The organism is Nocardia sp. CNS-044 (genome assembly GCF_059570515.1).
The window spans coordinates 431,289-454,357 of record NZ_JCANSX010000007.1 but is presented as its reverse complement, the minus strand read 5'-3'; the positions used below and the strand labels follow the sequence as shown (position 1 = coordinate 454,357).

22 protein-coding genes are annotated in these 23,069 nt (G+C 69.7%); 16 read left to right on the top strand and 6 right to left on the bottom strand.

Annotated features, from left to right (window positions below; all coding sequences use genetic code 11):
* The first annotated feature begins 92 nt into the window (after positions 1–92).
* The 8 genes from T333_RS16840 to T333_RS16805 all read left to right on the top strand — a co-directional run bounded on the left by T333_RS16840 (position 93) and on the right by T333_RS16805 (position 9,718).
* Entirely contained in the window at positions 93–1,025 is a 933-nt protein-coding gene (locus T333_RS16840; protein ID WP_496425038.1) for a LysR family transcriptional regulator, read from the top strand.
* A gap of 139 nt (positions 1,026–1,164) precedes the next feature.
* The gene (locus T333_RS16835) at positions 1,165–2,220 is read left to right on the top strand and encodes a PhoH family protein (RefSeq protein WP_355001145.1); all 1,056 of its coding nucleotides are present in this window, start codon (positions 1,165–1,167) and stop codon (positions 2,218–2,220) included.
* A 110-nt stretch (positions 2,221–2,330) separates the two neighbouring features.
* The gene (gene ybeY / locus T333_RS16830; RefSeq protein WP_355000751.1) at positions 2,331–2,885 is read left to right on the top strand and encodes an rRNA maturation RNase YbeY; all 555 of its coding nucleotides are present in this window, start codon (positions 2,331–2,333) and stop codon (positions 2,883–2,885) included.
* Entirely contained in the window at positions 2,882–4,234 is a 1,353-nt protein-coding gene (locus tag T333_RS16825; protein ID WP_355000750.1) for a hemolysin family protein, read from the top strand. The genes ybeY and T333_RS16825 overlap by 4 nt, the downstream gene beginning before the upstream one ends.
* On the top strand, positions 4,227–4,586 hold the full coding sequence (locus tag T333_RS16820; protein WP_355000749.1) for a cytidine deaminase-like protein: 360 nt from the start codon (positions 4,227–4,229) through the stop codon (positions 4,584–4,586). Before T333_RS16825 ends, T333_RS16820 begins: the two co-directional genes overlap by 8 nt.
* Positions 4,579–5,496 carry a GTPase Era gene (gene era / locus T333_RS16815; protein ID WP_496425037.1) on the top strand — a complete coding sequence of 306 codons (918 nt, stop codon included), beginning with the start codon at positions 4,579–4,581 and terminating at the stop codon, positions 5,494–5,496. Before T333_RS16820 ends, era begins: the two co-directional genes overlap by 8 nt.
* A gap of 129 nt (positions 5,497–5,625) precedes the next feature.
* Positions 5,626–8,499: a type 1 periplasmic-binding domain-containing protein gene (locus T333_RS16810; RefSeq protein ID WP_496425036.1), complete on the top strand. Its 2,874-nt coding sequence runs from the start codon at positions 5,626–5,628 to the stop codon at positions 8,497–8,499.
* Between the two features lie 247 nt (positions 8,500–8,746).
* The gene (locus T333_RS16805; RefSeq protein ID WP_496425035.1) at positions 8,747–9,718 is read left to right on the top strand and encodes a TerC family protein; all 972 of its coding nucleotides are present in this window, start codon (positions 8,747–8,749) and stop codon (positions 9,716–9,718) included.
* Between the two features lie 39 nt (positions 9,719–9,757).
* On the opposite strand, the gene T333_RS16800 is transcribed toward T333_RS16805, so the two are convergent.
* Positions 9,758–11,218, bottom strand: a complete 1,461-nt coding sequence (locus tag T333_RS16800; protein WP_496425034.1) for an amidase — start codon at positions 11,216–11,218, stop codon at positions 9,758–9,760.
* A gap of 157 nt (positions 11,219–11,375) precedes the next feature.
* On the opposite strand from T333_RS16800, the gene T333_RS16795 reads away from it, so the two are divergent.
* The 5 genes from T333_RS16795 (at position 11,376) to T333_RS16775 (ending at position 15,029) form a co-directional block, all read left to right on the top strand.
* Complete coding sequence (locus T333_RS16795; RefSeq protein ID WP_496425033.1) at positions 11,376–12,287, top strand: alpha/beta fold hydrolase; 912 nt, start codon at positions 11,376–11,378, stop codon at positions 12,285–12,287.
* Positions 12,274–12,873 (top strand): TetR/AcrR family transcriptional regulator, encoded by a 600-nt coding sequence (locus T333_RS16790; RefSeq protein ID WP_355000743.1) that lies wholly within the window; start codon positions 12,274–12,276, stop codon positions 12,871–12,873. Before T333_RS16795 ends, T333_RS16790 begins: the two co-directional genes overlap by 14 nt.
* Before the next feature lie 56 nt (positions 12,874–12,929).
* Positions 12,930–13,691: a DNA repair protein RecO gene (recO, locus tag T333_RS16785; RefSeq protein ID WP_496425032.1), complete on the top strand. Its 762-nt coding sequence runs from the start codon at positions 12,930–12,932 to the stop codon at positions 13,689–13,691.
* 85 nt (positions 13,692–13,776) lie between these two features.
* Positions 13,777–14,604, top strand: coding sequence for an isoprenyl transferase (locus T333_RS16780; RefSeq protein ID WP_355000742.1), 828 nt, complete (start codon positions 13,777–13,779; stop codon positions 14,602–14,604).
* A 14-nt stretch (positions 14,605–14,618) separates the two neighbouring features.
* Positions 14,619–15,029 carry a YbjN domain-containing protein gene (locus T333_RS16775; RefSeq protein WP_355001144.1) on the top strand — a complete coding sequence of 137 codons (411 nt, stop codon included), beginning with the start codon at positions 14,619–14,621 and terminating at the stop codon, positions 15,027–15,029.
* A 345-nt stretch (positions 15,030–15,374) separates the two neighbouring features.
* Here T333_RS16775 and T333_RS16770 read toward each other — a convergent pair whose 3' ends face one another.
* Positions 15,375–15,983 carry a TetR/AcrR family transcriptional regulator gene (locus T333_RS16770; protein ID WP_355000741.1) on the bottom strand — a complete coding sequence of 203 codons (609 nt, stop codon included), beginning with the start codon at positions 15,981–15,983 and terminating at the stop codon, positions 15,375–15,377.
* A gap of 104 nt (positions 15,984–16,087) precedes the next feature.
* Between T333_RS16770 and T333_RS16765 the strand changes: the two genes are divergently transcribed.
* Positions 16,088–17,065: a hypothetical protein gene (locus T333_RS16765; RefSeq protein WP_496425031.1), complete on the top strand. Its 978-nt coding sequence runs from the start codon at positions 16,088–16,090 to the stop codon at positions 17,063–17,065.
* Positions 17,066–17,177: 112 nt separating this feature from the next.
* Here the strand turns inward: T333_RS16765 and T333_RS16760 are convergent, their stop codons facing one another.
* The 3 genes from T333_RS16760 to T333_RS16750 all read right to left on the bottom strand — a co-directional run bounded on the left by T333_RS16760 (position 17,178) and on the right by T333_RS16750 (position 19,027).
* Positions 17,178–17,606: a Fur family transcriptional regulator gene (locus T333_RS16760; protein ID WP_355000739.1), complete on the bottom strand. Its 429-nt coding sequence runs from the start codon at positions 17,604–17,606 to the stop codon at positions 17,178–17,180.
* Positions 17,607–17,609: 3 nt separating this feature from the next.
* A complete protein-coding gene (locus T333_RS16755; RefSeq protein ID WP_067787209.1) occupies positions 17,610–17,960 on the bottom strand; it encodes an ArsR/SmtB family transcription factor in 351 nt (116 codons plus the stop codon).
* 83 nt (positions 17,961–18,043) lie between these two features.
* On the bottom strand, positions 18,044–19,027 hold the full coding sequence (locus tag T333_RS16750) for a hypothetical protein (protein ID WP_496425030.1): 984 nt from the start codon (positions 19,025–19,027) through the stop codon (positions 18,044–18,046).
* 383 nt (positions 19,028–19,410) lie between these two features.
* Here T333_RS16750 and T333_RS16745 point away from each other — a divergent pair, with 383 nt between their 5' ends.
* Complete coding sequence (locus tag T333_RS16745; protein ID WP_496425312.1) at positions 19,411–20,811, top strand: glycine--tRNA ligase; 1,401 nt, start codon at positions 19,411–19,413, stop codon at positions 20,809–20,811.
* A 115-nt stretch (positions 20,812–20,926) separates the two neighbouring features.
* On the opposite strand, the gene T333_RS16740 is transcribed toward T333_RS16745, so the two are convergent.
* Positions 20,927–21,547, bottom strand: a complete 621-nt coding sequence (locus T333_RS16740) for a TenA family protein (protein ID WP_496425029.1) — start codon at positions 21,545–21,547, stop codon at positions 20,927–20,929.
* A gap of 63 nt (positions 21,548–21,610) precedes the next feature.
* Between T333_RS16740 and T333_RS16735 the strand changes: the two genes are divergently transcribed.
* Positions 21,611–23,062, top strand: coding sequence for a phthiocerol/phthiodiolone dimycocerosyl transferase family protein (locus tag T333_RS16735; RefSeq protein WP_496425028.1), 1,452 nt, complete (start codon positions 21,611–21,613; stop codon positions 23,060–23,062).
* Positions 23,063–23,069 lie beyond the last annotated feature (7 nt).

The following is a 23,069-nucleotide window of genomic DNA, read 5'->3' as shown; positions in this document are numbered from 1 at the left end:
TCCTGTTCTCAGCATTGCCACCGCCCCTTCCGAAAGGAAATGAATAATGAACAATGGCTTGATGCTGTAGGCGCATATAGGGAGGTAGCGAGGTGCTCGGCGAGGATTTGCAGTGGTTCACGACACTCGCGGAATTGGAACGGATGAGCGCGGCCGCGGAACGCCTGCACATCGCCCAGCCCACGCTGTCGCGGATGCTCGCCCGGCTGGAGCGCAGGCTCGGCGCGGAATTGTTCGACCGGCGCGGAAAGCGGATCGCGCTCAACGAATTCGGCCGCGTCTATTACGAGCACGCGCGCCGCGCGCAGGCCGAACTCGACGCCGCGGGCCAAGCCGTCGCCGATCTCGCCAATCCCGCGCGGGGCGTGGTGCGGCTGTCGTTCCTGCATTCCTTCGGCGGCTGGCTGGTGCCGCAGTTGATCGCCGGTTTCCGGCGCAACGCGGGCCGGGTCACCGTGACGTTGCGCCAGGGCGCCGCCGAGAAGATCACCCGCCAGGTCCTCGACGGCGCGGCCGACCTCGCCGTCGTCTCGCCGCGTCCGAGCGCGCCCGGCGTCGGCTGGCGCGGCCTGCTGCGTCAGCCGCTGGTGCTCGCCGTGCCCGCTGAGCACCGGGTGGCTGGGCGCAGGCAGGTGCGTCTGGCCGACCTCGGTGGCGCCGAGTTCATCACCATGCATCCCGGGTTCGGTATGCGGCGCATCTTCGACGAACTCTGCGCGGCCGCGGACATCCGCCCGCGCGTCGCCTTCGAGGCGAGCGACCTGGTCACCGTCACCGGGCTGGTCTCGGCGGGCCTCGGCGTCGCGCTGCTCCCGCTGGCGGATCCCGCGCCGTCCGCCGCGCGCTCGGGCCTGGCGCTGGTTCCGCTGGCGGACGAGGGCGCGTGGCGCGAGGTGGGGCTGATCTGGTCGGCCGCCGCCGCGCCGTCGGACGCGGTGCGACGTTTCCGTGACTTCGCCGAGGATTGGTCGGACGGCCACGGGGGAATATCCAGCACACGGCGGGAGTGGCCGCCGCATCGGTAGCCGTTTATTCACTGTCCGCTGTCGGTGGGGCGCGTTAAACTTTTGTCATTCACCACGGCTGTCGAGACCGGAAAGCAGGCTGTAACCACTTTTGCGAACACAAGGCGAGATCGGCGACCCGACCAACCCCACAGCAGGCATTGGCGCCCGCGACAACGGTTCGGGCCCCGCAGCGCGCACCGTGCGCTCCAGCATCGAACTCGCTCCCGAATCCGTGTTCCCCTTCCTCGGTTCGGCCGACCAGAATCTGCGTGAGCTCGAGCAGTTGCTCGACGCGGACATTCACGTTCGCGGCAATTCCGTGACCCTCACCGGCAAGGCGGCCGACGTCGCCCTGGCCGAGCGGGTCATCGAACAGCTCATCGCGCTGACCGGCCGCAACAGAGTGGTGACGCCGGAGGCGGTGCGGCACACGGTGTCGATGCTGACCGAAGGTTCCTCGGACTCCCCCGCGGAGGTGCTGAGCCTGGACATCCTGTCCCGGCGCGGCAAGACCATCCGCCCCAAGACGCTGAACCAGAAGCGCTACGTCGACGCGATCGATGCCAACACCATCGTGTTCGGCATCGGTCCCGCGGGTACCGGCAAGACCTACCTGGCCATGGCCAAGGCCGTGCAGGCGCTGCAGACCAAGCAGGTCAACCGGATCATCCTCACCCGTCCCGCCGTCGAGGCGGGCGAGCGGCTCGGCTTCCTGCCCGGCACGCTCAACGAGAAGATCGACCCGTACCTGCGCCCGCTCTACGACGCGCTGCACGACATGATGGACCCCGAGGCGATCCCGAAGCTGATGGCCGCGGGCGTCATCGAGGTCGCGCCGCTGGCGTACATGCGCGGTCGCACGCTGAACGACTCCTTCATCATTCTCGACGAGGCGCAGAACACCACCGCCGAGCAGATGAAGATGTTCCTGACGCGTCTTGGCTTCGGCTCCAAGATCGTGGTCACCGGCGACATCACCCAGGTCGACCTGCCCACCGGCGCCCGCTCCGGCCTGCGCGCCGCGGCGGAGATCCTCACCGAGATCGAGGACATCCATTTCTCGGAGCTCACCAGCAGCGACGTCGTCCGCCACCGCCTGGTCTCGGACATCGTCGACGCCTACGACCGCTGGGAGGCCGCCCGGCCGCAGGTCACCCCGCACTACCCGGGCAACCGCGCCCAGCGCCGCGCCGCCAGCCGCGACCGCCGCTGAGCTCCGCGCCGACGACAGTAGATCGCACCGGCCGAGTGAACGACGGTCACCTCCGGTCGGTCCGGCCATGCGCGGGGCTGCGGGCGGATTGCGTTTATTAGGCTGTTCAGGTGAGCATCGAGATCGCCAACGAGTCGGGTATCGACGTACCCGAAGAAGACCTGGTCAGTGTTGCGCGGTTCGTGATCGCCCGGATGGACGTCCATCCGGCGGCCGAACTGTCGATGGTGCTCGTCGATCTCGACACCATGGCCGACCTGCACATGCGCTGGATGGACCTGCCCGGCCCCACCGACGTGATGTCCTTCCCGATGGACGAGCTCGAGCCGGGCGGTCGGCCGGACAGCCCCGAGCCGGGGCCCTCGATGCTCGGCGACATCGTGCTGTGTCCGGAGTTCGCGGCGGCGCAGGCGCGCAAGGCGGGGCATTCGCTCGAGCACGAGCTCGCGTTGCTCACCGTGCACGGCGTGCTGCACCTACTCGGCTACGACCACGCCGAGCCGGAGGAGGAGAAGGAGATGTTCGAACTCCAAGCCCGGCTGCTCGAGGAGTGGTACGAGAGCCTGCGCGAGGCACGGCGGCGCGCCGAACTCGCCGAGCGCGACGCCCGCCTGCTCGGCAAGGCCGGCTTCACCGGACCCGGTGACGCGCTGGGTCCCGCGTGAACTCACCGACCCTGATCGTGCTGGCCGTCTTGCTCGTGCCCGCGGGCGGCCTGTTCGCCGGTGTGGACGCGGCGCTGAACACGATCTCCCCGGCCCGCCTCGGCGACATGGTGCGCGCCGATCGGCCGGGCGCCGCGCGGTTGAGTCGCATCGTCGCCGACCGCGCCCGCTACGTGAACCTGATGGTGCTGCTGCGCGTGCTGTGCGAGATCGGCGCGACGGTGCTGCTCGCGGCGGCGCTCATCGAGATCTGGAACGACAACTGGGCGCTGCTGATCACCGCCGCGGTGATGGTGCTCGTCGACTACGTCGTGATCGGTGTCGGCCCGCGCACTCTCGGCCGCCAGCACGCGTACTCGCTCGCCTTGGCCGCCGCGCTGCCGCTGCAATTCATCGGCGCGCTGCTCGGCCCGGTCAGCAGGCTCCTGATCCTGATCGGTAACGCGATCACCCCCGGTAAGGGTTTCCGCAACGGTCCCTTCGCCTCGGAGATCGAGCTGCGGGAAGTGGTCGAGATGGCGAGCGAGCGCGGCGTGGTGGCCGACGACGAACGCCGGATGATCCAGTCGGTGTTCGAACTCGGCGACACCGCCGCGCGCGCGGTGATGGTGCCGCGCACCGAGATGGTGTGGATCGAGGCGGACAAGACGGCCTCGCAGGCCATGTCGCTCGCGGTGCGCAGCGGCCACTCCCGTATCCCGGTGGTCGGCGAGAACGTCGACGACATCCTCGGCGTGGTCTACCTGAAAGACCTTGTGCCGTACGCGGATCGCAGTCGCAAGGTGCGGGTGCGCGACGTGATGCGTCCGGCGGTGTTCATGCCCGACTCCAAGCCGCTGGACGACCTGCTCGACGAGATGCAGCGCCGCCGCAACCATATGGCGCTGCTGGTCGACGAATACGGCGGCATCGCGGGCCTGGTGACCATCGAGGACGTGTTGGAGGAGATCGTCGGAGAGATCGCCGACGAGTACGACACCGACGAGACCCCGCCGGTCGAGGAACTGGGCGAGGGCCACTTCCGGGTGTCGGCGCGGTTGTCCGTGGAGGATCTCGGCGAGCTCTACGGCATGGAGATCGAGGACGAGGACGTCGACACCGTGGGCGGTCTGCTCGCCCACGAACTCGGCCGGGTCCCGCTGCCCGGTTCGAAGATCGTGGTGCACGGGCTGGTGCTGCGCGCCGAAGGCGGACCGGATTCGCGCGGCCGGATGCGAGTCAACACGGTCCTGGTGCGCAAGGCGGCGGAGAAATCCGAGAAAGCGGGCGCGGTGGTGGCCGAGGGCGCAAAATCCAACGGCGGTAAGCGCAATGGCAACAAAGACGAGGATGGAGCAACCGATGACTGAACTGGACGCCGAGGACACCAAACTGCTGACCCTGGCGCGCGGCGCGATGGGCCGCACCGGCGGGACGGGCGGCGCGGCGATTCGCGACACCGACGGCCGCACCTACGCGGCGGGCGAGGTGGATCTGCACGCATTGCGGCTGACCGCGTTGCAGGCCGCCGTCGCGGCCGCTATCTCCAGCGGCGCCGAGGGCTTCGAGGCGGCCGTGGTGGTCGGCGGCCGGTTCTCCGACGCCGGGGTCACGGCGGTGCGCGAGGTATCCGGCGAAGCGCGGATCATCTTCACCGATCGCGCGGGCGCGGTGTTCGACATCGTCGACGACGCGGCGGGCGCCGAGGTGCAGGGTGGCTGACAAGTCCGGCTCCACCGAATTCCGTTCCGGCTTCGTCTGTTTCGTCGGCAGGCCGAACACCGGCAAGTCGATGCTGACCAACGCGCTGGTCGGCGCGAAGATCGCGATCACCTCCTCGCGACCGCAGACCACCCGCCACACCATCCGCGGCATCGTGCACCGCGATCACGCGCAGCTGATCCTGGTCGACACGCCCGGTCTGCACCGCCCGCGGACACTGCTCGGCCAGCGGCTCAACGACCTTGTGCGCGACACCTATTCCGAGGTCGACGTGATCGCGATCTGCATCCCGGCCGACGAGAAGATCGGCCCCGGCGACCGCTGGATCGTGCAGCAGATCAAGCAGATGGCGCCCAAGACCACGGTGCTCGGCGTGGTCACCAAGATCGACAAGGTGAGTCGCGACCAGGTCGCCGCCCAGCTGCTCGCCGTCTCCGAGCTGCTCGGTCCCGAGGCCGACGTGGTTCCGGTGTCGGCGGTCGAGGGCGAGCAGGTCGAGGTCCTCGTCGACGTCATCGCCTCGAAAATGCCGGAGGGCCCGGCCTTCTACCCCGACGGCGAGCTCACCGACGAGCCCGAGGAAACCCTCATGGCCGAGCTCATCCGCGAGGCCGCGCTGGAGGGCGTGCGCGACGAGCTGCCGCACTCGCTGGCCGTGGTGATCGAGGAGGTTCTCCCGCGCGAGGAGAACGAGGACATGTTGGACGTGCACGCGCTGCTGTACGTCGAACGACCCAGCCAGAAGGCCATCGTCATCGGCAAGGGTGGCAGCCGCCTCAAGGAGGTCGGCACCAACGCGCGCAAGCAGATCGAGCACATCCTCGGCGTGCGGATCTATCTGCACCTGCACGTCAAGGTCGCCAAGGACTGGCAGCGCGATCCGAAACAGCTTGGCAAGCTGGGCTTCTGAGCAAACGGTACGTTCGCGGACCGCGAACTCGAGCGAACAGCCCGCCCGAGTCCGATTTGTACCGGTACAGTCCCGGTTGACGCCCGGGTGTGCGTCGCAGCCACGCATTCCACGGGGGAGGCCGTCGAATTGACCGATACCGCCAACGATGTCCCCAAACTGCTCGAGCTACTACGCGCGCTCGAAGTTCCCGACGCGAAGCCGCGAGTGTTTCGCACGTTGCTGCGGCGTAGGCGTCCGCTGCCGCGCCCGGTCGTCGGTCTGGTCGGGGCGGGCGCGGGCGGCGCGCTGCTCGTCGAGATCTACCGCTGGCTAGGGGAATCCGGTGGCAGACGGGCGACGCCGCGGGCACGGGTGGATCTACAGGCGCCGGATCTGCCGCCCGACGCGCTGACACCCGACCCGAACGCGACGGGCGAGGAGATCCAGGGGCACTGCCTGCCCATCGTGCATCGGCTGGTCGAGGGCTTCTCCACCGACGACACGGCGATGGGGCCGATCAAGTTCCCGCGCTACCGCACCGCGGATTGGCTGACCCGCCAACGTGTTACCAGCGACGAGACCGAGGCCACGGTCGAACTGCGCTCGCGGCTGCCGCGCCTGCTGCGCAGCGGCTCGCCGACGGACCGCTCCGACACCGCCGAGGGCGTCAGCGGCGACACCATCTCCCGGCTGGTGTTCGGCGTACTCGCGCTGTGGCCGGTGCTGCGGCTGTGGCTCTGGATCAGCGGGCGCATCCCCGGCATGTCGAAGGTCACCCGCTGGTTCATGCGCCAGCGCTACCTCGCGCCCGAATTGTCGGACAGCTTCCTGGGTTTCGCGACCAGGCTGACCGCGTCGCGGCGCAGCGACGAGGACCAGGAGCAGGTCGCCAAGCTGCTGGTGCACGCCTTCCTCGAAGACATGCGCGACGCGTACCGCAAGCGGTTGTGGCGCCCATCGAGCTGGCGGCGCACCGCCTATCCGGTGGCGCTGCTCAGCGGGGTCGACGAACACGGCGCCGGTAGGCAATTGATCCAATGGATCAACAACATTCGCAACGAGACCGGGCATTTCGATCCCCTGGTCGTGCTCGCCTGCCTGGATTACGACCCCGCCCCGCCCGCTGAGCCCGACGAGCCCGACGACGCTCCAGGACGGACGCCGCAGCTGGCCAGGATCGGCGATCTTCAGCACCTCGACACCCTCGAAAGCCTGGTCGACCGCCCGTATTCCGGGCAGCAGCCGGATCCGCTGCAACGCTGGTTGCGCGACATCGACAACATGCGCACGAATCGGTCCGAGGACGCGTGGTTCCTGCCGCTGCGCGTGCGGCTGCCGGACCCGCTCGACGGCCGCGTGCGCGATCCCAGCCTGGCGCACCTCGCGGTGCCGCCCTCGCCGCCGCTGGCCGCCCGCAAGTGGTTCGTCGCGATGTGCGTGCTCATTCCGATCGGACTGCTGGTGGCCGCCGCGCTGGTCTACATTCCGCCGCTGCGCGGCGCGCCGTGTGCGCACTGGCCGTGGACGCCCGGCATCTCGGTGCAGCACCGCGACGGCGAGTGCGTCGGCTACAGCGACAACGCCGACCAGATCTTCACCGACGACCCGGAGCTGACGGCGATGCAGCGCGAGGTCTTCCGGCTCAACGTCGCCGCCGCCGACGCGCGCCGCGACAACCCGCGACGGCCGCTCATCACGCTGATCTACTTCTCCGGACTCAGCTACGTGGACACGAACGTGCGGTACCCGCACGCCCAGGTCGAGGAGCTCGCCGGACTCGCGGTGCAGCAGCGCCGCGCACTGCTCGCCTCCGACGAGTCCGAACCGCTGCTGCGGGTCGTCGTCGCCAACGGCGGCTCCGATATGCGGCACGCGACGTGGGTGGTCGACCATCAGCTGCGCGGCCTGCTGAGCGACGAACCCGGCATCCTCGGCGTGGTCGGCATGGATCGCAGCAACGCCGAAACCCGCCGTGCCATCGGACGGCTCGGCGAACTCGGCGTTCCGGTGGTCGCGACGACGCTCTCGGCCGACGGCCTGGAGAAGTCCTCGCCGCTGTATTTCCAAGCGGCGCCGAGCAATACGACACAGGCGAAGCTGATCGCGGACTACGTGCAGGGCGCGCGCCATCCGGCGGGCGCGCCGCGGGCGGGTCAGCCGCGCTACAACCAGGTCGTCATCTACCACCCGAAGGCCGACGGCGACATCTACGTCGAGACCCTGGTCGAGGACCTGCGCGGCGAGCTGGAGCGCCGCGGCGTGCCCTACCGGCGCATGGAGTGGACCGAACAGCAGGAGCTGAATCGTTTTCCCGCCCCTTGCGAGACAACGGATTTCGATCGCGGCACCCTGCTGTTCTTCGCGGGCCGCAACGACGATTTCGCGACCTTCGCCAAATCGGTCAGCCGCGGCTGCCTGACCGGCGAGTCGCCCGCCATCCTCGGCAACGACACGGTGACCCGCCTGATCACCGATCAGAAGGCGATGGCGGCGCTGCCCGCCAATCTGTCGGTCCGCTACGTCGCCAAGGCGGCGCCGGTGATGCTCGGCGGCGCCGAATGTGTCCGCGGCAACGGCGAACTCGGTGACGAGCCGGTCGCCTTCGACTACCAGCAGCTGTGCGCCGAGCTGGCCGTGCTGATCGACGACCTGCGCGCCTACCCGCAGATGGCCGACTACCAGCCGTCCTGGCCCGGCGACCGGACCGGCCTCGCCTACGACGTGGTCGGGCTGTTCCTGCGCGCGGTGCGCACCGGGCCGCAGCACACCGACGGTTCGATCAACCGCACGGCGGTCGCGATGCAGTTGCGCGAGACGGACTATCGCGGCGTCACCGGCACGCTCGGCTTCACGACCAGCCGGATCGCGGACGGGTCGTCGATCGCGGTGCTCGTCACGGCGGGCGTCGGGCAGCCGGGTCCGCAGCAATGCCTGGTGATGTCGCCGCGTCCCGCCGAAGGGGACGGGTGTCCGTCGGGGACGAAGAGCGCGTCGGAGGACTGGTCGCCGCCCCGGCGTTGAGTTGTGGTGCGCTGACGCTGGATTGTCGTGAGCCGGGCTCAGCGGTGAGCTGGGCCACGAAAACCAGTCCGCACCGGACGCGTCTGTATAGTGGGCCCGGTGGAGGGGAGTACTCCCCCGACGTCAGCCCCGTCAGTACGGATCCGCCGCGGATCCCGGGGTGGCGGCCCGGCCCTGATCCGATGTGGCCGGGTGGAAGAGACCTCCGGTAGCGACGCATGTCGTCGTGGATACCGGAGGTTCCGTCGTGGATGTTTCGTCGACCCTGTGGGTCGCCACTATCATGGTGCTCGGCGCATTGATCGCCGTCGACTTCTTCATCGGGCGCAAGCCGCACGAGGTGTCGCTGAAGGAAGCCGGGATCTGGACCGTGGTTTGGATCGCGCTCGCCGTGCTGTTCGGGCTCGGGCTCTGGGCGTTCGCGGGTGGACAGCCCGCCGGGGAGTTCTTCGCGGGCTTCGTCACCGAGAAGTCCCTCAGCGTGGACAACCTGTTCGTCTTCGTCCTGATCATGGCGAGATTCGCGGTGCCGACGAAGTACCAGCAGCGGGTGCTGCTGATCGGCGTGCTCCTCGCGCTCGTGCTGCGCGGTGTGTTCATCGCCGCGGGCGCCACCCTGATCGCCAGCTTCTCCTGGATCTTCTACCTGTTCGGCGCCTTCCTGGTGTGGACCGCGTGGAAGCTGATCAAGGAGGCACGCGCAGGCGGCGAGCAGGAGGAGTTCGAGGAGAACCGCCTGCTGAAGAGCCTGGAGCGGCGCTTCGGCGTGGCCGACCGGTACCACGGCACCAAGCTTTGGGTTGTGCAGAACGGCAAGCGGATCATGACGCCGATGCTGGTGGTCATCCTGGCGATCGGCACCACCGACCTGCTGTTCGCCCTGGACTCCATTCCGGCCATCTTCGGCCTGACCCAGAACCCGTACATCGTCTTCACCGCCAACGCCTTCGCGCTGATGGGTCTGCGCCAGCTGTACTTCCTCATCGGCGGACTGCTGACGAAGCTCGTGCACCTGAGCTACGGCCTCTCGGCCATCCTCGGCTTTATCGGCGTCAAGCTGTTCATGCACGCGCTGCACGAGTCGGGCGTCGCGGTGCCGGAGATCTCCATCGGCGTCTCGCTCGCGGTGATCGTCGGTGTGCTGACGGTGACCACGATCTCCAGCCTGATCGCGACCAAGCGTCAGGAGCGCGCGGAACTCACCGCCGCGCGCAGCTGACGAAACGCCCGGACCGGGCGACCAGCTCGGCCCGGGTGTTCACCACCACGGCTCGGGACGGTGGCGGTCCCAGCGCAGCTCGGACTCGAGTTGCGCCGCAACGGAAATCAGCAGCGGTTCGGTGGCCGCGGCGCCCATCAGCTGGGCGCCGACCGGCAGTCCCGCGTCGGTGAAACCGGCGGGCACGTTCACGCTCGGCCAACCGAGCACGTTCCACGGCCAGGTGTAGGGGCAGGCGGCGGTGATGAGGTTGTTGGTGGCGTTGACGCCGATGCCGTCGATCTCCTCGGCGCGCGGTGGGGGAGTGGCGGTGGTGGGCGCGAGCACCAGGTCGTAGTCGTCGAAGAAGGTGCCGATGCGCTTGTGCAGCAACGGTTCCGCCTGCCGGGCCGCGAAGAGCGCGGGCCCGCCGAGCACCCGGCCGAAGCGGACGTTGGCGCGGGTGCGCGGGTCCACCTCGGCGCCCGGCATCCGGTCGTGCATGGCGCGAATGCCCGCCATCGAGCGCGGCAGGAACGACGCGCCGATGAGCAGTCCGTAGTGCAGGTCGGCCACGGTGACCGAGTGCCCGAGCTTGCGCAAGGTCGAGGCGATGCCGCGTACCGCGGCGCGCACCTCCGGGTGCAGCGCGGTCTTGGTCGCGGTGAAGGGAATACGCAGGGACAGCGCGATCTTCAGACGTCCGGGGTCGCGTCCGACGGCATTGGAGGCGCGAATCGGTTCTGGGGTGTGCCGGTCGCCCTTGTGCGGTCCCGCCGCCGCGTCCAGCAGCAGGGCCGCGTCGGCGACCGTGCGTGCCAGCGGTCCGTTGACCGTGAGGCCCTGGAACGCTTCGGCTTCCGGCCAGGTGGAGACGCGTCCGCGCTGCGGTTTGATGCCGACGAGGTTGGTCCACGCCGCCGGGATCCGGATCGAGCCCGCGCCGTCGGAACCCAGTGCGGCGGGCACCAATCCGGCCGCCACCGCGGCCGAGGAGCCGCCCGACGAACCGCCCGGCGTGTGCTCGCGGTGCCACGGGTTGCGGGTGTGCCCGAAGGCCGCGCCGCTGGTGAAGGGCAGCTGGCCGAGTTCGCAGGTGTTGGTCTTGCCGACGATCACCGCGCCCGCCGCGCGTAGTCGCCGAACCGACTCGGCGTCCTCGGTTTTCGGCGTGAAGTTGCCGCCGCAGCCGAACGCCGTCGGCTCACCGGCGATGTCGGTGTCGTCCTTGACGGCGATCGGCACGCCGAGCAGCGGCAGGCGCTCGCCAGCGGCCAGTCGCCGGTCGGCCTCGGCCGCCTCCGCCAGCGCGCGGTCCCTGCGGACCACGCGAAACGCGTTCAGCGTCGGCTGACTCGCCTCGATCCGGTCGAGCGCGGCGGCCACGGCCGCGGTGGAGCTGACCGTGCCCGCCGCGAGCGCACCGGCCAGCTCGGCGAGGCCCGTCTCGCCCGCGGGCGTCGCGCCCACCGCGGAGTCCGGTTCGTCGGCAGGCCTGAGCGCTCGTTTCGGCACCGTCATGTGAGCTCCCTCTCTTCGGTCGTCCGGTGTGAACCGTAGCGCTGTATTGGACGACCGTCCACATGGGTTATCGCCGAGGGGCGCCGAAGTGCATCACCGCTGTTTCCGCACGTCGTGGAGCTGGGGCGATCCGGGTGGCTATAGACATACATTCGGTATGTATGTAAAAGTGGACGGGACGCCCGACCTTCTGGAGGAAGCCATGGGAATCAGCCCGTCACTCGGCCCCGCGCACGAGATCGACCTGCCCGGCGCCCGCGTCCGCTACCACGAGACCGGCACCGGCGCGCCCGTCGTCTTCGTGCACGGCCTGCTCGTCAACGCCGATCTCTGGCGCGCGGTGGTGCCCGCCGTCGCCGCGGCGGGCTACCGCTGCCTGACGCCCGACTGGCCGCTCGGCTCGCACTCGATCCCGGTGCCCGAGGCGGACCTGACGCCGACCGGAGTGGCCGACCTGATCGCCGCCTTCCTGGAGCGGCTCGACCTGACCGACGTCACCCTGGTCGCCAACGACACCGGCGGCGCGATCACCCAGGTATTGCTGGCCAGGAACACCGCCCGCGTCGGCCGCGTGGTGCTCGCTTCGGTGGACAGTCACGAGAAGTTCCTGCCGCAGCCGTTCACCCTGCTGCCGCTGCTGGCCCGCGTGCCGGGTTCGATCCGCCCGCTCACCGAGACGCTGCGCCTGCGCGCGCTGCACCGGCTGCCGCTCGCCTTCGGCTGGGTGAGCAAGCGCCCGGTGCCCGCCGAGTACGTCGACTCGTATCTGCTGCCGAGCCGCCGCTCCGGCGCCATTCGAAAAGACCTGCGGCGCTTCCTGAAATCCGCGCACCGCCGCTACACGCTGGACGCCGCGACCCGGTTCGGCGACGTCCGGCTGCCGGTGCTGATCGTGTGGGCGCGCGAGGACAAGCTGTTCCCCGTCGCCTACGCCGAGCGGCTGGCGCGCGAGTTCCCCGACGCCACCTTGGAACTCGTCGACGACTCCTACACCTTCCTGCCCGAGGATCAGCCCGAGTTGCTCACCCAGCGGATTCTGGAGTTCACTCGGCTGCATGCCACGCCGTAGTCAGGAGGACCGCTCCCGCACGACAAGGGCCGCCCTGGAAGAGGCGGGGCGGCGCCTGTTCGCGGACCGCGGTTTCGCGGCGACCTCCGCCGAGCAGTTGGTGACCGAGGCGGGCGTCACCCGCGGCGCACTGCACCACCACTACGGCGACAAGCGCGGGCTGTTTCGCGCGGTGCTCGAACGGCTCGAGTCGGACAACACCGCGGAGATCCGCGCGGCCATCGCCGCCGTCGATCCCGGCGACATCCTCACCTCGATGGCCGTCGGCATGAACGTCTTCCTCGACATCTGCCAGCGCCCCGAGATGATCCGCATCGCGCTCTACGACGCGCCGGCTGTGCTCGGCTGGGAGGAGTGGCGCGCCTTCGAGGCACGGCACGGGCTCGGCCTGATCGTCGCCGAGCTGGAGCGGGCCCGCGCCGCCGAGCTCATCGCCGACGTGCCCGTCGACATCCTGGCCCGGCTGCTGCTCAGCGCCGTGACCGAGGCGGGCTTGATCGTCTCGCACGCCGAGGACAAGGAAGCCGCCCGCGCGCAGGCCCAGCAATCGCTGCTGTTGCTGGTCGCGGGATTGCTGCGCACCTGATTCGCGCGGAGGCGCGGCGGCCGCGGGCTGTCGCCGGTTCGTGGGAGGATGAGCACGTGCGTTTGTATCGGGATGAGGCGGTCGTGGTGCGCCAGCACAAGCTGGGTGAGGCGGACCGCATCGTCACGCTGCTGACGCGTCAGCACGGCCTGGTCCGGGCGGTCGCCAAGGGAGTGCGGCGGACCAAGTCCCGATTCGGCGCCCGATTGGAGCCGTTCTCCTACATCGACGTCCAGCTGCATCCCGGCCGCACGCTCGACACCGTCACCCAGGTGCACACCGTCGAATCCTTCGCCGCCGACATCATCGACGACTACGGCCGCTACACCACCGCCTGCGCGGTGCTGGAGACGGCCGAACGCCTCGCGGGCGAGGAACGCGCGCCCGCCCCGCGCCTGCACGCGCTGACCGCGAGCGCGCTCCGCGCCATCGCCGCCAAGCAGCGCCCGCACGAACTCATCCTCGACGCGTTCCTGTTGCGCGCCATGGGTTTCGCGGGCTGGGCGCCCGCGCTGGACGAATGCGCCAAGTGCGCGACCCCGGGCCCGCACCGGGCCTTCCACGTGGCGGCGGGCGGCGCCGTCTGCGTGCACTGCCGCCCGCCCGGCGCGGCCACCCCGGCGCCGGGTGTGCTGGATTTGCTCGTCGCCCTGCTGAGGGGGGAGTGGGACTACATCGCGACGGTGCCCGATTCGGTGCGCCGTCAGGCCAGCGGGCTGGTCGCCGCTCATCTGCAATGGCATCTGGAGCGTCAGCTGCGGACGTTGCCCCTGATCGAGCGCACCAAGACGCCGACGCCCGCGGGACACGTCGGCTGAGCCTTTCGCCCTGATCGCGGCCGTGCTCGGCCGGTCGGCGGGTAGATCCGCGGAGGTCGTCTCGGCTCCCGGCCCGGATGGCAGGATGGAGGCCGTGATCCTCCGTCGAGACTCCTCCACCGCGACAAGGCCGAGCAGCGGGCAGCAGAACCGCGTCGTCCGTCCGCCGTCGCCGCACCCCTCGGGCGCGCGGCCGCCGCAGCTGCCCCCGGAACTGGTTCCCAACCACGTGGCGCTGGTGATGGACGGCAACGGCCGGTGGGCTCAGGAGCGCGGGCTGCCGCGCACCGCGGGGCACGAGCGCGGCGAGGCGGTGCTGATGGACACCGTCGAGGGCTGCATCGAGATCGGCGTGAAGTGGCTCTCGGCGTACGCGTTCTCCACGGAGAACTGGCGGCGCAGCCCCGACGAGGTGCGCTTCCTGATGGGCTTCAACCGCGACGTGATCCGGCGCCGCCGCGACGAGATGCACGAGATGGGCGTGCGGGTGCGCTGGGCGGGTCGGCGACCGCGCCTGTGGCGCAGCGTGATCAAAGAGCTGGAGATCGCCGAGGAGCTCACCGAGGACAACACGACGATGACGCTGACGATGTGCGTCAACTACGGCGGTCGCGCCGAAATCGCCGACGCGGCAAGGGAAATCGCGCGGCGTGTGGCGGCGGGTGAGATCGATCCGGAGAAGGTCACCGAGGCCACCCTCGCGCAGTACCTCGACGAGCCCGACATGCCCGACGTCGACCTGTTCCTGCGGCCGTCCGGCGAATTCCGCAGCTCGAACTTCCTCATCTGGCAGTCGGCCTATGCCGAATACGTGTACCAGGACACGCTGTTTCCCGATTTCGACAGGCGCAACCTGTGGGAGGCCTGCCTCCAGTACGCTTCGCGTGACCGCCGCTTCGGCGGCACCAAGTGAGCGGCGGACCGGAGATGGACGCGGCGGTCACCCCCGATCGGGAACTCCAAGCGCGGGCGGGCGCATGTCTTTCCCAGTACGGCATCGACGTGCGCGTCGACCCGGAGGGTTCGCTCGGCTTTCAGTACGAGGGCGCGCTGTGTTCGCTGCGCGCGGTGACCCTGGCTCCCGGCCTCGACGTGCTGTCCACGACCTGCGTACTGGCCTGGGACCGCCCGCTGAAACCGCAGCTGCACAAGCGAGTCGCCGAGCGCAACAACAACTTGCAGTTCGGCTCGCTCACCGTGATCGGCCGCGACAAACTCGCCGACGTCATCCTGCGCTACACCTTCCCCGCCGCGGGCCTGGACGATCAGGCGCTGACCACCATGCTGCTGCTCGTCCTGTCCGGCGCGGGCCGGGCGCGCCAGGGTCTGCTGCCCTGACGTTCACGGCCGCGAGTTCGGCAAACGCCCTGGCTGATCGGCGAATGCTGGGCAGTCGCCGCGCCGCCGATGGCAGGATCGGTGGATGCGCGCCGAAGAGGGCTCGGGTCTCGCGGCACGCTCCGACGACGGCCGGTCGCTCGTCGTCGCCGACGCCCGTGGAAGCGCCTTCGTCGCCGGTTCCCTGGTGGTCGTGGCCGCCGAGGGCCGCCGCCAACTGGCGCTGGTGGATCGCCGCCGAGGGTCGCAAGTACGGGCTGTGGCTGCTGCTGTCGACCCAGCGGCCGTCGAAGGTGCAACCCGGGATCCTGTCCCAGTGCGACAACCTCTTGAATTCGGTGCTGCTCAGCGGGCGACGGGCTTGCCGACCGGGATGAGCAGGTCGACGCCGCGGGCGAGGGTGTCGGGGTCGAGGTCTTCCAGGATCAGGTGTTGCAGGATGAAGCCGGGCAGGAAGCCGATGATCGCCTTGGCCACCGCGTCGGTGTCGGCGTCCTCCGGTAGCCAGCCCTGCTCGCGCATGCGCACCGCGTAGTCGCGCCAGAGGTCGCGCATCGCGTGCATGGTCTCGCGCACGGGCTCGGCCGCTTCGTCGTGCACCAATGCCAGGGCCCACGCTTGCGGCGCCAAGCGCACCGGCCCGTCGGGTCCGCTGCGGCGGACCACTTCCTCGGCGATGCCGCGCACCAATTGCGCGGGCGTCGGCAGCGGGTCGGTGCGCACCGCCTGCGCGATCGCGGCGCGCAAGTCGACGGTGGTCTGGGTGGCCAGCGCCGCGATGATCTCGTTCTTGCTCTTGAAATAGCGGTAGACCGCGCCCGCCGAGAGCCCCGATTCGGTGAACACGTCCTGCATCGAGGTCTCGAAGAAACCCTTGCGGCCGAAGCACAGTCGCGCGGCGTCGAGGATCTGCTGTCTGCGGCGTTCCAGGTGTTCTTCGCTGACTCGGGGCATGAGCCCAAAGTAAAACGAATATCCGTTCTTGACAAGCCGCGGAGGCCGTGCCACGGTAAGGACATCGAAAAGAGAACGAGCATTCGATTTATTGGGAGAATGTCATGAAAACCATGCAGCGAGCGGTCGCCCTCGGCCTCGGCGCGGCCCTGATCCAGGCGCTGATGTTGATCGCCTTCGCATGGCCCGCGGCCAATATCGCGCCGCGTGACCTGCCCATCGCCGTCGCCGGTCCGCAGGCCGCCGTCGTCGCCGAACGGCTCGGGCAGCGCGACCCCGACGCCTTCGAGATCACCACCTCGGCCGACGCCGCGGCAGCGCGCGCCGCCATCGAGGACCGCGAGGTCTACGGCGCGATCGTCACCGGTGGGGGAGCGCCGACTGTGCTGGTCGCCTCCGGCGCGAGCCCGGCGGTCGCCCAGCAGCTCACCGCCATCGCCCAGCAGTTGTCCGGCGCGCCCGCCGCCGCGGTGGAAGACGTCGTCGCCGCCGATCCGGACGACCCGCGCGGCGCCGCCTTCGGCGCGATGGTGCTGCCGCTGGTGATGGCGGGCCTCGCGGCGGGCGTTCTGCTGAGCCTGCTGATCCCGTCGGTCGGCGCGAAGGTCGCTGGCCTGGTGAGCTTCGGTCTGTTCGGCGGGCTGTTGAGCATGGCGATCGTCCAAGGCTGGATGTCGGTGCTGCCGGGTAGCTACCTGATCCTGGCGTCGGTCGCCGGGCTGGTGTCCTTCACGGTCGCCGGCGCGGTGGTCGGGCTGGCCTCGGTGCTCGGCCGTCCCGGCATCGGCGTCGCGGCGCTGACCATGCTGCTGATCGGCAACCCGTTCTCGGCCGCCACCTCCGCGCCGGAGCTGCTGCCGCAGCCGTGGGGCGCGATCGGTCAGCTGCTGCCCCCGGGCGCCGCGGCCTCGCTGCTGCGCTCGGTCGCCTTCTTCGACGGCGCGGGGGCCGGGAAACCGCTTGCGGTGCTGGTAATCTGGGCCGCCGCGGCGCTCGTGCTGCTCGGTGTGGCCGCGCTGCGCGGCCGGGACGCCGCGGCACCGGTAGCCGCGCCGGTGGCCGAACCCGTCCCCGCTGCCTGATCCGGCGACAGAACGCCACTCGCCACGAAGTAGCGGGTCGTATACGCAACGAAGAAGGCCACCCGCTTCCGAGGTAGCGGGTGGCCTTCTTCGTCGCGCTGAGTCGCGTTCGTCAGTCGCGCGGTGTCTTGGCGCAGCTCCGGCAGGTGCCGAAGACCTCGATGGTGTGGCTCACCTCGGTGAAGCCGTGATCGCACGCGATGGCCTCGGCCCACGCCTCGACCGTCGGGCCCTCGACCTCGACGGTGCGGCCGCAGTGCCTGCACACCAGGTGGTGGTGGTGCCCCGTGGAGCACTGCCGGTAGACCGACTCGCCGGAGTCGGTGCGCAGGACGTCGACCAGGCCCGCGTCGGCCAGCGACTGCAAGGTCCGGTAGACGGTGGTGAGCCCGATGCCCTCGCCGCGCTTACGAAGCTCGTCGTGCAGTTCCTGGGCGGAGCGGAACTCGTCGATGTCACCGAGGAGCGCGGCGATCGCGCTGCGCTGTCGCGTGCTGCGGATTCCGACCTGCTTCTGCGGGTCCAACGTCTTCTCCTGCACGGATCACCCTTCCTCTGCGTGCGCGACGGCATCGACCACGATATGCGCCAGGTGGTCGTCGACGAGCTCGTAGAGCACCTCGCGGCCGGACCGCTCGCCGTGCACGACGCCCGCCGACTTGAGGATGCGCAGATGCTGACTCACCAACGGCTGGGTCACGCCGAGCGCGTCCACCAGCTCGTGCACGCAGCGCGGCGACTCCCGTAGCTGTAGCACGATGGCGATGCGCACGGGCGCGGCCAGGGCGCGGAGCAACTCGCCCGCGTCCTCCAGGACGGTGCGCGCGGGCACCGGCGCGGGTCCGGGGGAGCGATACGGTGTGTGCGAATGCGCGGCGGCCGTCTCGGCGGTCATCGGGAACCAACTCCTTATTGGAAAGCGATCCCATTTTGATATGCACAGGTGCGCATGTCAAACGCGGCGCGCCGGGCGACGGGTTACGGGCAACCGTCCTCGTTCGGCATCGGAATATTCGGGTCGAAGTACTCCTCGCTGCGGCGCGCGGACGGCGTCGCCGAATTCGTCCCCGGAGGGTTGGTGTAGGCCGGTGCGAGGAAGCCCAGGTTGCCCTGCGCGCAGCCGACCGCGTAGCTGAAACCGTCCACCTCGCCGAACCAGACGCCCATCGCGTCGGCAGCGTACTTCGGGTCGTCGATCCAGCGGAATTCGATCTCCTGGCGGACCAGCGCCACGATGTCCATCGGGCCGTCGAGTTTCTGCGGCTCGGGCGCTTCGAACGCGTAGGCGACCAGGTAGTTGGTCCGCACGACCAGCTCGTCTTCGGCGTTGATCGTCGGCGTCATCGATCCGATGACGCGGGGTTGGACGGGCAGCAGCCGGAAGCCCGGCGCGATTCGTTCGGACACGTACCATGCCTTGCGCTCGTGGCCGGGCGCCAGCCTGTCCGCCAGTTTCTCGACCATCATCGGCGCGAGCAACGCCAGCACCGGGGCCGGGTCGCCGGTCTCCAGCACCGTGCGATCCAGTCGCGCGGTGATGATCAGCTGACGCACCCGCTCCATGAACTGACCGACCAGCTCGGCGGAATACTTGCCGACGGGGATCGCGGGCGGCGGTTCGATGCCGCCAGCGCCCTCGCGCCACATGGCGGCGGGGGTGTCGGCGAACGGCCTGGTCGGATCGATCTCGGCGTTCTTTCGCAGCGGCGCGGTGGACGTGCTCGCGGTGCTCGCGGACGGTGCGCTCGCGCTCGGCGCCGTCCCGTCCAGGAAGGCGAAGCCCGCCCACATCAGCACCACCGCGAGGCTGAGCGCGAGCGTCGAGAGCAGCGCGCCGCGGCTGGGTCTGGCCAGGCGGCGGGCCTTGCGCACCCTGGTCGCGCGCCGGTGATCGCGCAGAGCGCGGCGCTCGGCTTCGCGCGCCCAGTCGGCATCGAACAGATCCGGTGGCAGATCGGCCACGGCCCACCCCTATGTACTACCCGCCGAATCGTTCGGAGCTCAGCGCCCCACCCCGCCCCGGCCGTCTTCGGCAAAAACGTTGGCGCCGGGGCGATCCCGGCGGTCCGTCGGAACATGATCGCACCCGCCCGACGGTCGCGCGTCCCGGGGCCGCGGATCGGTCGGGTGTACCTCCGCCTCCACTCCGGCCGCGCGCGAGCTACCGACGAACCAGGTTCGGGAGTGTCGATCGGGGGAGGCTCGAGAAGCGGACGTCGCGCGCGTGATCTTGTGCAGGTGGCTGGCGGTGCAAAGTCGATTGCGCGATGCCGATAGGCTGGAGGTCATCTATAGCATTCAGTGCAAAAGATGCGATGCAGTGAATGAAATCCGACTCGCAGTGGATGGAGAAATCTCGCGTGGCACCCAAGTCGAAGGTGGACACCGTTGCCAACCTCGCCAAGCGCCGGGGTCTGGTGTACCCGTGCGGTGAGATCTACGGAGGCACCAAGTCGGCATGGGACTACGGTCCGCTCGGTGTCGAGCTGAAGGAGAACATCAAGCGGCAGTGGTGGCGCGCCATGGTCACCAGCCGTGAGGACGTCGTCGGCCTCGACTCGTCGGTGATTCTGCCGCGCCAGGTGTGGCAGGCCTCGGGGCACGTCGAGACCTTCACCGACCCGCTGGTCGAATCGCTCATCACGCACAAGCGCTACCGTGCCGACCACCTGCTGGAAGCCTACGAGGAGAAGCACGGCCACCCGCCGGCCAACGGCCTCGCCGACATCCGCGACCCCGAGACGGGCGACCCGGGCCAGTGGACCGAGCCGCGCAACTTCTCCGGTCTGCTCAAGACCTTCCTGGGTCCGGTGGACGACGAGGAGGGCCTGCACTACCTACGCCCGGAGACCGCGCAGGGCATCTTCGTCAACTACAAGAACGTCGAGACCACCGCGCGCAAGAAGCCGCCGTTCGGCATCGCCCAGATCGGCAAGAGCTTCCGCAACGAGATCACGCCGGGCAACTTCATCTTCCGCACCCGCGAGTTCGAGCAGATGGAGATGGAGTTCTTCGTCAAGCCGGGCGAGGACGAGCAGTGGCACCAGTACTGGATCGACACCCGCATGGCCTGGTACACCGATCTCGGCATCGACCCGGAAAACCTGCGGCTCTACGAGCACCCGAAGGACAAGCTGTCGCACTACTCGACGCGCACCGTCGACATCGAGTACCGCTTCCGCTTCCAGGGCAGCGAGTGGGGTGAGCTCGAGGGCGTCGCCAACCGCACCGACTACGACCTCAAGACGCATTCGGAGCACTCCGGCACCGAGCTCAGCTACTTCGACCAGGCCACCAACGAACGCTACATCCCGTACGTCATCGAGCCCGCGGCCGGTCTGACCCGTTCGCTGATGGCCTTCCTGGTGGACGCCTACGCCGAGGACGAGGCGCCGAATGCCAAGGGCGGCGTGGACGTTCGCACCGTGCTGCGGCTGGACCGCAGGCTCGCGCCGGTGAAGGCCGCCGTGCTGCCGCTGTCCCGCAACGCCGACCTGACCCCGAAGGCCAAGGACCTCGCCGCCCAGCTGCGCAAGCACTGGAACGTGGAGTTCGACGACGCGGGCGCCATCGGCCGCCGCTACCGCCGCCAGGACGAGATCGGCACCCCGTTCTGCATCACCGTCGACTTCGACACCCTCGAGGACCAGGCGGTGACCATCCGCGAGCGCGACTCGATGGCGCAGGAGCGGATCGCGCTGGACAAGGTCGAGGGTTATCTCGCCCAGCACCTCATCGGCGTCTGAGTTTCACCGCGACGACCCGCGACCGCGCTGCCGGTCGCGGGTCGTCGCTTCCCTCTATGCGCCGATTCCGACTGAATGTCACCTCCACCCCGTCCCAGCGGGGTGGAGGTGACATTCAGTCGGTTGGTTTCCGGGGAACGTCCCAGAATGCCAGCTCGTGGCGCATGCCTTCGCGGAAGAGGAGCTCGGCGCGCGCGGGATCGACGCCGGATTCGTCGAGCATCTCGGCGCAGCGGCGGGTCAGCGCGGCGAAGCCGGGATCGGCGTAGGTGTCGACCCAACGCCGATATCGCGGCTCGGCGGGCGGGTCGGTGGCGAGTTCTGCACCGAGCGTCGAGTAGCCCCACATGCACGGGTAGAGCGCGGCGAGGCCTTCGCCGTAGTTCGCGGCGGAGTCCAGCAGGAAGGCGGTGTAGTTCGCGCACGGTCCGCCCTTGGTCGCGCCGTCGAGGTCGGCGCCGAACTCCGCGGCCAGCGAGCGGTGCAGGGCGAGTTCGTCGTGAAAGGTGGCGTGCGCCAGGTCGACCAGATCGCCGAGGTGCGCGGCGGGCGCCTGCCAGGCCAGCCTGCTGAACACCCGCACGTAGTCGAGCAGGAACAGGTAGTCCTGCTCCAGCCACGAGCGGAACACCGGCTCGGGCAGATCGCCCGCGGCGATACCCGCCACGGTCGGGTGGGCGCGCTGTTCGGCGACCAGCGGGCGGCCGATTTCCTCCAGATGTGCGGCGAGACTCATGTCCGTCAGTCTTCCGTACTGCCCGGTTTGCGCAGGACCCGGCGTTGCCGCACTCTGGGCGGTGTGTGGTGGACAGCGGACGATACGGTGCGGGTGCTCGCGCCGTCCGAGCAGCGTTTCGTGCGGCACGCGACCTATACCGGTCGCTCCGTTCTGGTCGAGGGCGAGCTCGATAGCACGGCCTTGCGAAGCGCTTTCGACGCGCTGCTGCGCGCCCATCCGATCCTCGGCTGCCGCATCGGCGAGGACGCCGCCGGGACCGGTCACCTGCTGCGCCCGGTGGGGAGCGCGGTGGGCGCGTGGGTCCGCGCGGGCGACACCGCGACCGTCGGGCTGCCGGAGGAGACGCTCGATCCGTCGGTCCAGCTCGCCTACCTCGACGTGGTGATCGAGAACGGCCGCTCCCGCGTGACGCTCTACGCGCACCACGCCGTCGCCGACGCGGGCCACTGCGTCGCGCTGCTCGCCCGGCTGTGGGACCGCTACACCGACGAGGTGTCCGGCATCGCGAAGGACATTGCACCGCAGGACTATCCGCGTCCGCTGGAGTGGTACGCCGCCCGGCACGGCATTCCCCGGTCGGCGGTGTCCGGTCTCGAGTCCGCGTCGCGGCCGCTGGAACACCCGCCAATCCTGCCGCCCGAGCCGCCGACTCCCGCGCCCGCCGCGCTGGCGCGACCGGAGCGAACGATTCTCGAGCCGGGGACGACGGCGCGCATCGTGGAACTCGGGCGGCGGCACGGCGTCACCGTGAACGGGCTCATCACGGCCGCGCTGCTGCGTGCGTATGCCGAAACCGCGTGGGGGCAAGAAGATTCGAGCCCTGGTTGGTCGAGTTCACGCGCTGCGACGCCGCGCGAGGCCACTCCGGACGAGCCGAGGCCGGGCGATTCCGCGCCGCTGCGCTCCGTGTACCCAGTGGGCGAGCCGAGGTCGGGGGAATCCGGGCCGCTGCGCCGCGTGTACCCGGTGGGCGAGGGAGATTCGAGGCCGCGTGATTCCGTGCCGCTGCGGTGTGTGTACCCGGTCGACATGCGCGCACGGCTGAATCCGCCGATCGCCGCCGCGGACGGCACCAATATGGCCGGACTCGCCGCCTTCGTCGCCGACGTCACCACCGCGACCGACGTGGTCGAACTGGCGCAGCGCATTTCGGCACGGCTGCGCCACGACCTGGCCGAGGGCATCGTCCAGCAATCGGTCCTGCACTTCCCAGAGTTCTTCGGTCCCACCGCGACTCGCTCGCTGGCCGGGCACGTCGCGGTGACCAACACCGGCAGGGTGCCCCGATTCCGCACGCCCCCCGCGCTCACCCTCACCGACTACGAGATCGTCTACCTCTCCGCCCACCCGCGCCCCTCCGCGGGACCGTCGGCGGCAGTCACCTTCCTCGTCTACACCTTCGCCGACCGCCTGTGCGTCGGCGTGCTCGGCGGCGGACCGCTCGCGGACCGGTTGCCGTCGGCCGTGCGCCGGGAGCTCGCCGATCTGGCGGCGGTATCGATCGACGCCTGATCGCCGC

Excerpts from the sequence above, each read along its gene's own strand:
- T333_RS16820 (WP_355000749.1), top strand. The coding sequence starts at position 4,227 with ATGACTGAACTGGACGCCGAGGACACCAAACTGCTGACCCTGGCGCGC.
- T333_RS16800 (WP_496425034.1), bottom strand. The coding sequence starts at position 11,218 with ATGACGGTGCCGAAACGAGCGCTCAGGCCTGCCGACGAACCGGACTCC.
- T333_RS16795 (WP_496425033.1), top strand. The coding sequence starts at position 11,376 with ATGTATGTAAAAGTGGACGGGACGCCCGACCTTCTGGAGGAAGCCATG.
- T333_RS16790 (WP_355000743.1), top strand. The coding sequence starts at position 12,274 with ATGCCACGCCGTAGTCAGGAGGACCGCTCCCGCACGACAAGGGCCGCC.
- T333_RS16780 (WP_355000742.1), top strand. The coding sequence starts at position 13,777 with ATGGAGGCCGTGATCCTCCGTCGAGACTCCTCCACCGCGACAAGGCCG.
- T333_RS16775 (WP_355001144.1), top strand. The coding sequence starts at position 14,619 with ATGGACGCGGCGGTCACCCCCGATCGGGAACTCCAAGCGCGGGCGGGC.
- T333_RS16770 (WP_355000741.1), bottom strand. The coding sequence starts at position 15,983 with ATGCCCCGAGTCAGCGAAGAACACCTGGAACGCCGCAGACAGCAGATC.
- T333_RS16765 (WP_496425031.1), top strand. The coding sequence starts at position 16,088 with ATGAAAACCATGCAGCGAGCGGTCGCCCTCGGCCTCGGCGCGGCCCTG.
- T333_RS16755 (WP_067787209.1), bottom strand. The coding sequence starts at position 17,960 with ATGACCGCCGAGACGGCCGCCGCGCATTCGCACACACCGTATCGCTCC.
- T333_RS16745 (WP_496425312.1), top strand. The coding sequence starts at position 19,411 with ATGGAGAAATCTCGCGTGGCACCCAAGTCGAAGGTGGACACCGTTGCC.
- T333_RS16740 (WP_496425029.1), bottom strand. The coding sequence starts at position 21,547 with ATGAGTCTCGCCGCACATCTGGAGGAAATCGGCCGCCCGCTGGTCGCC.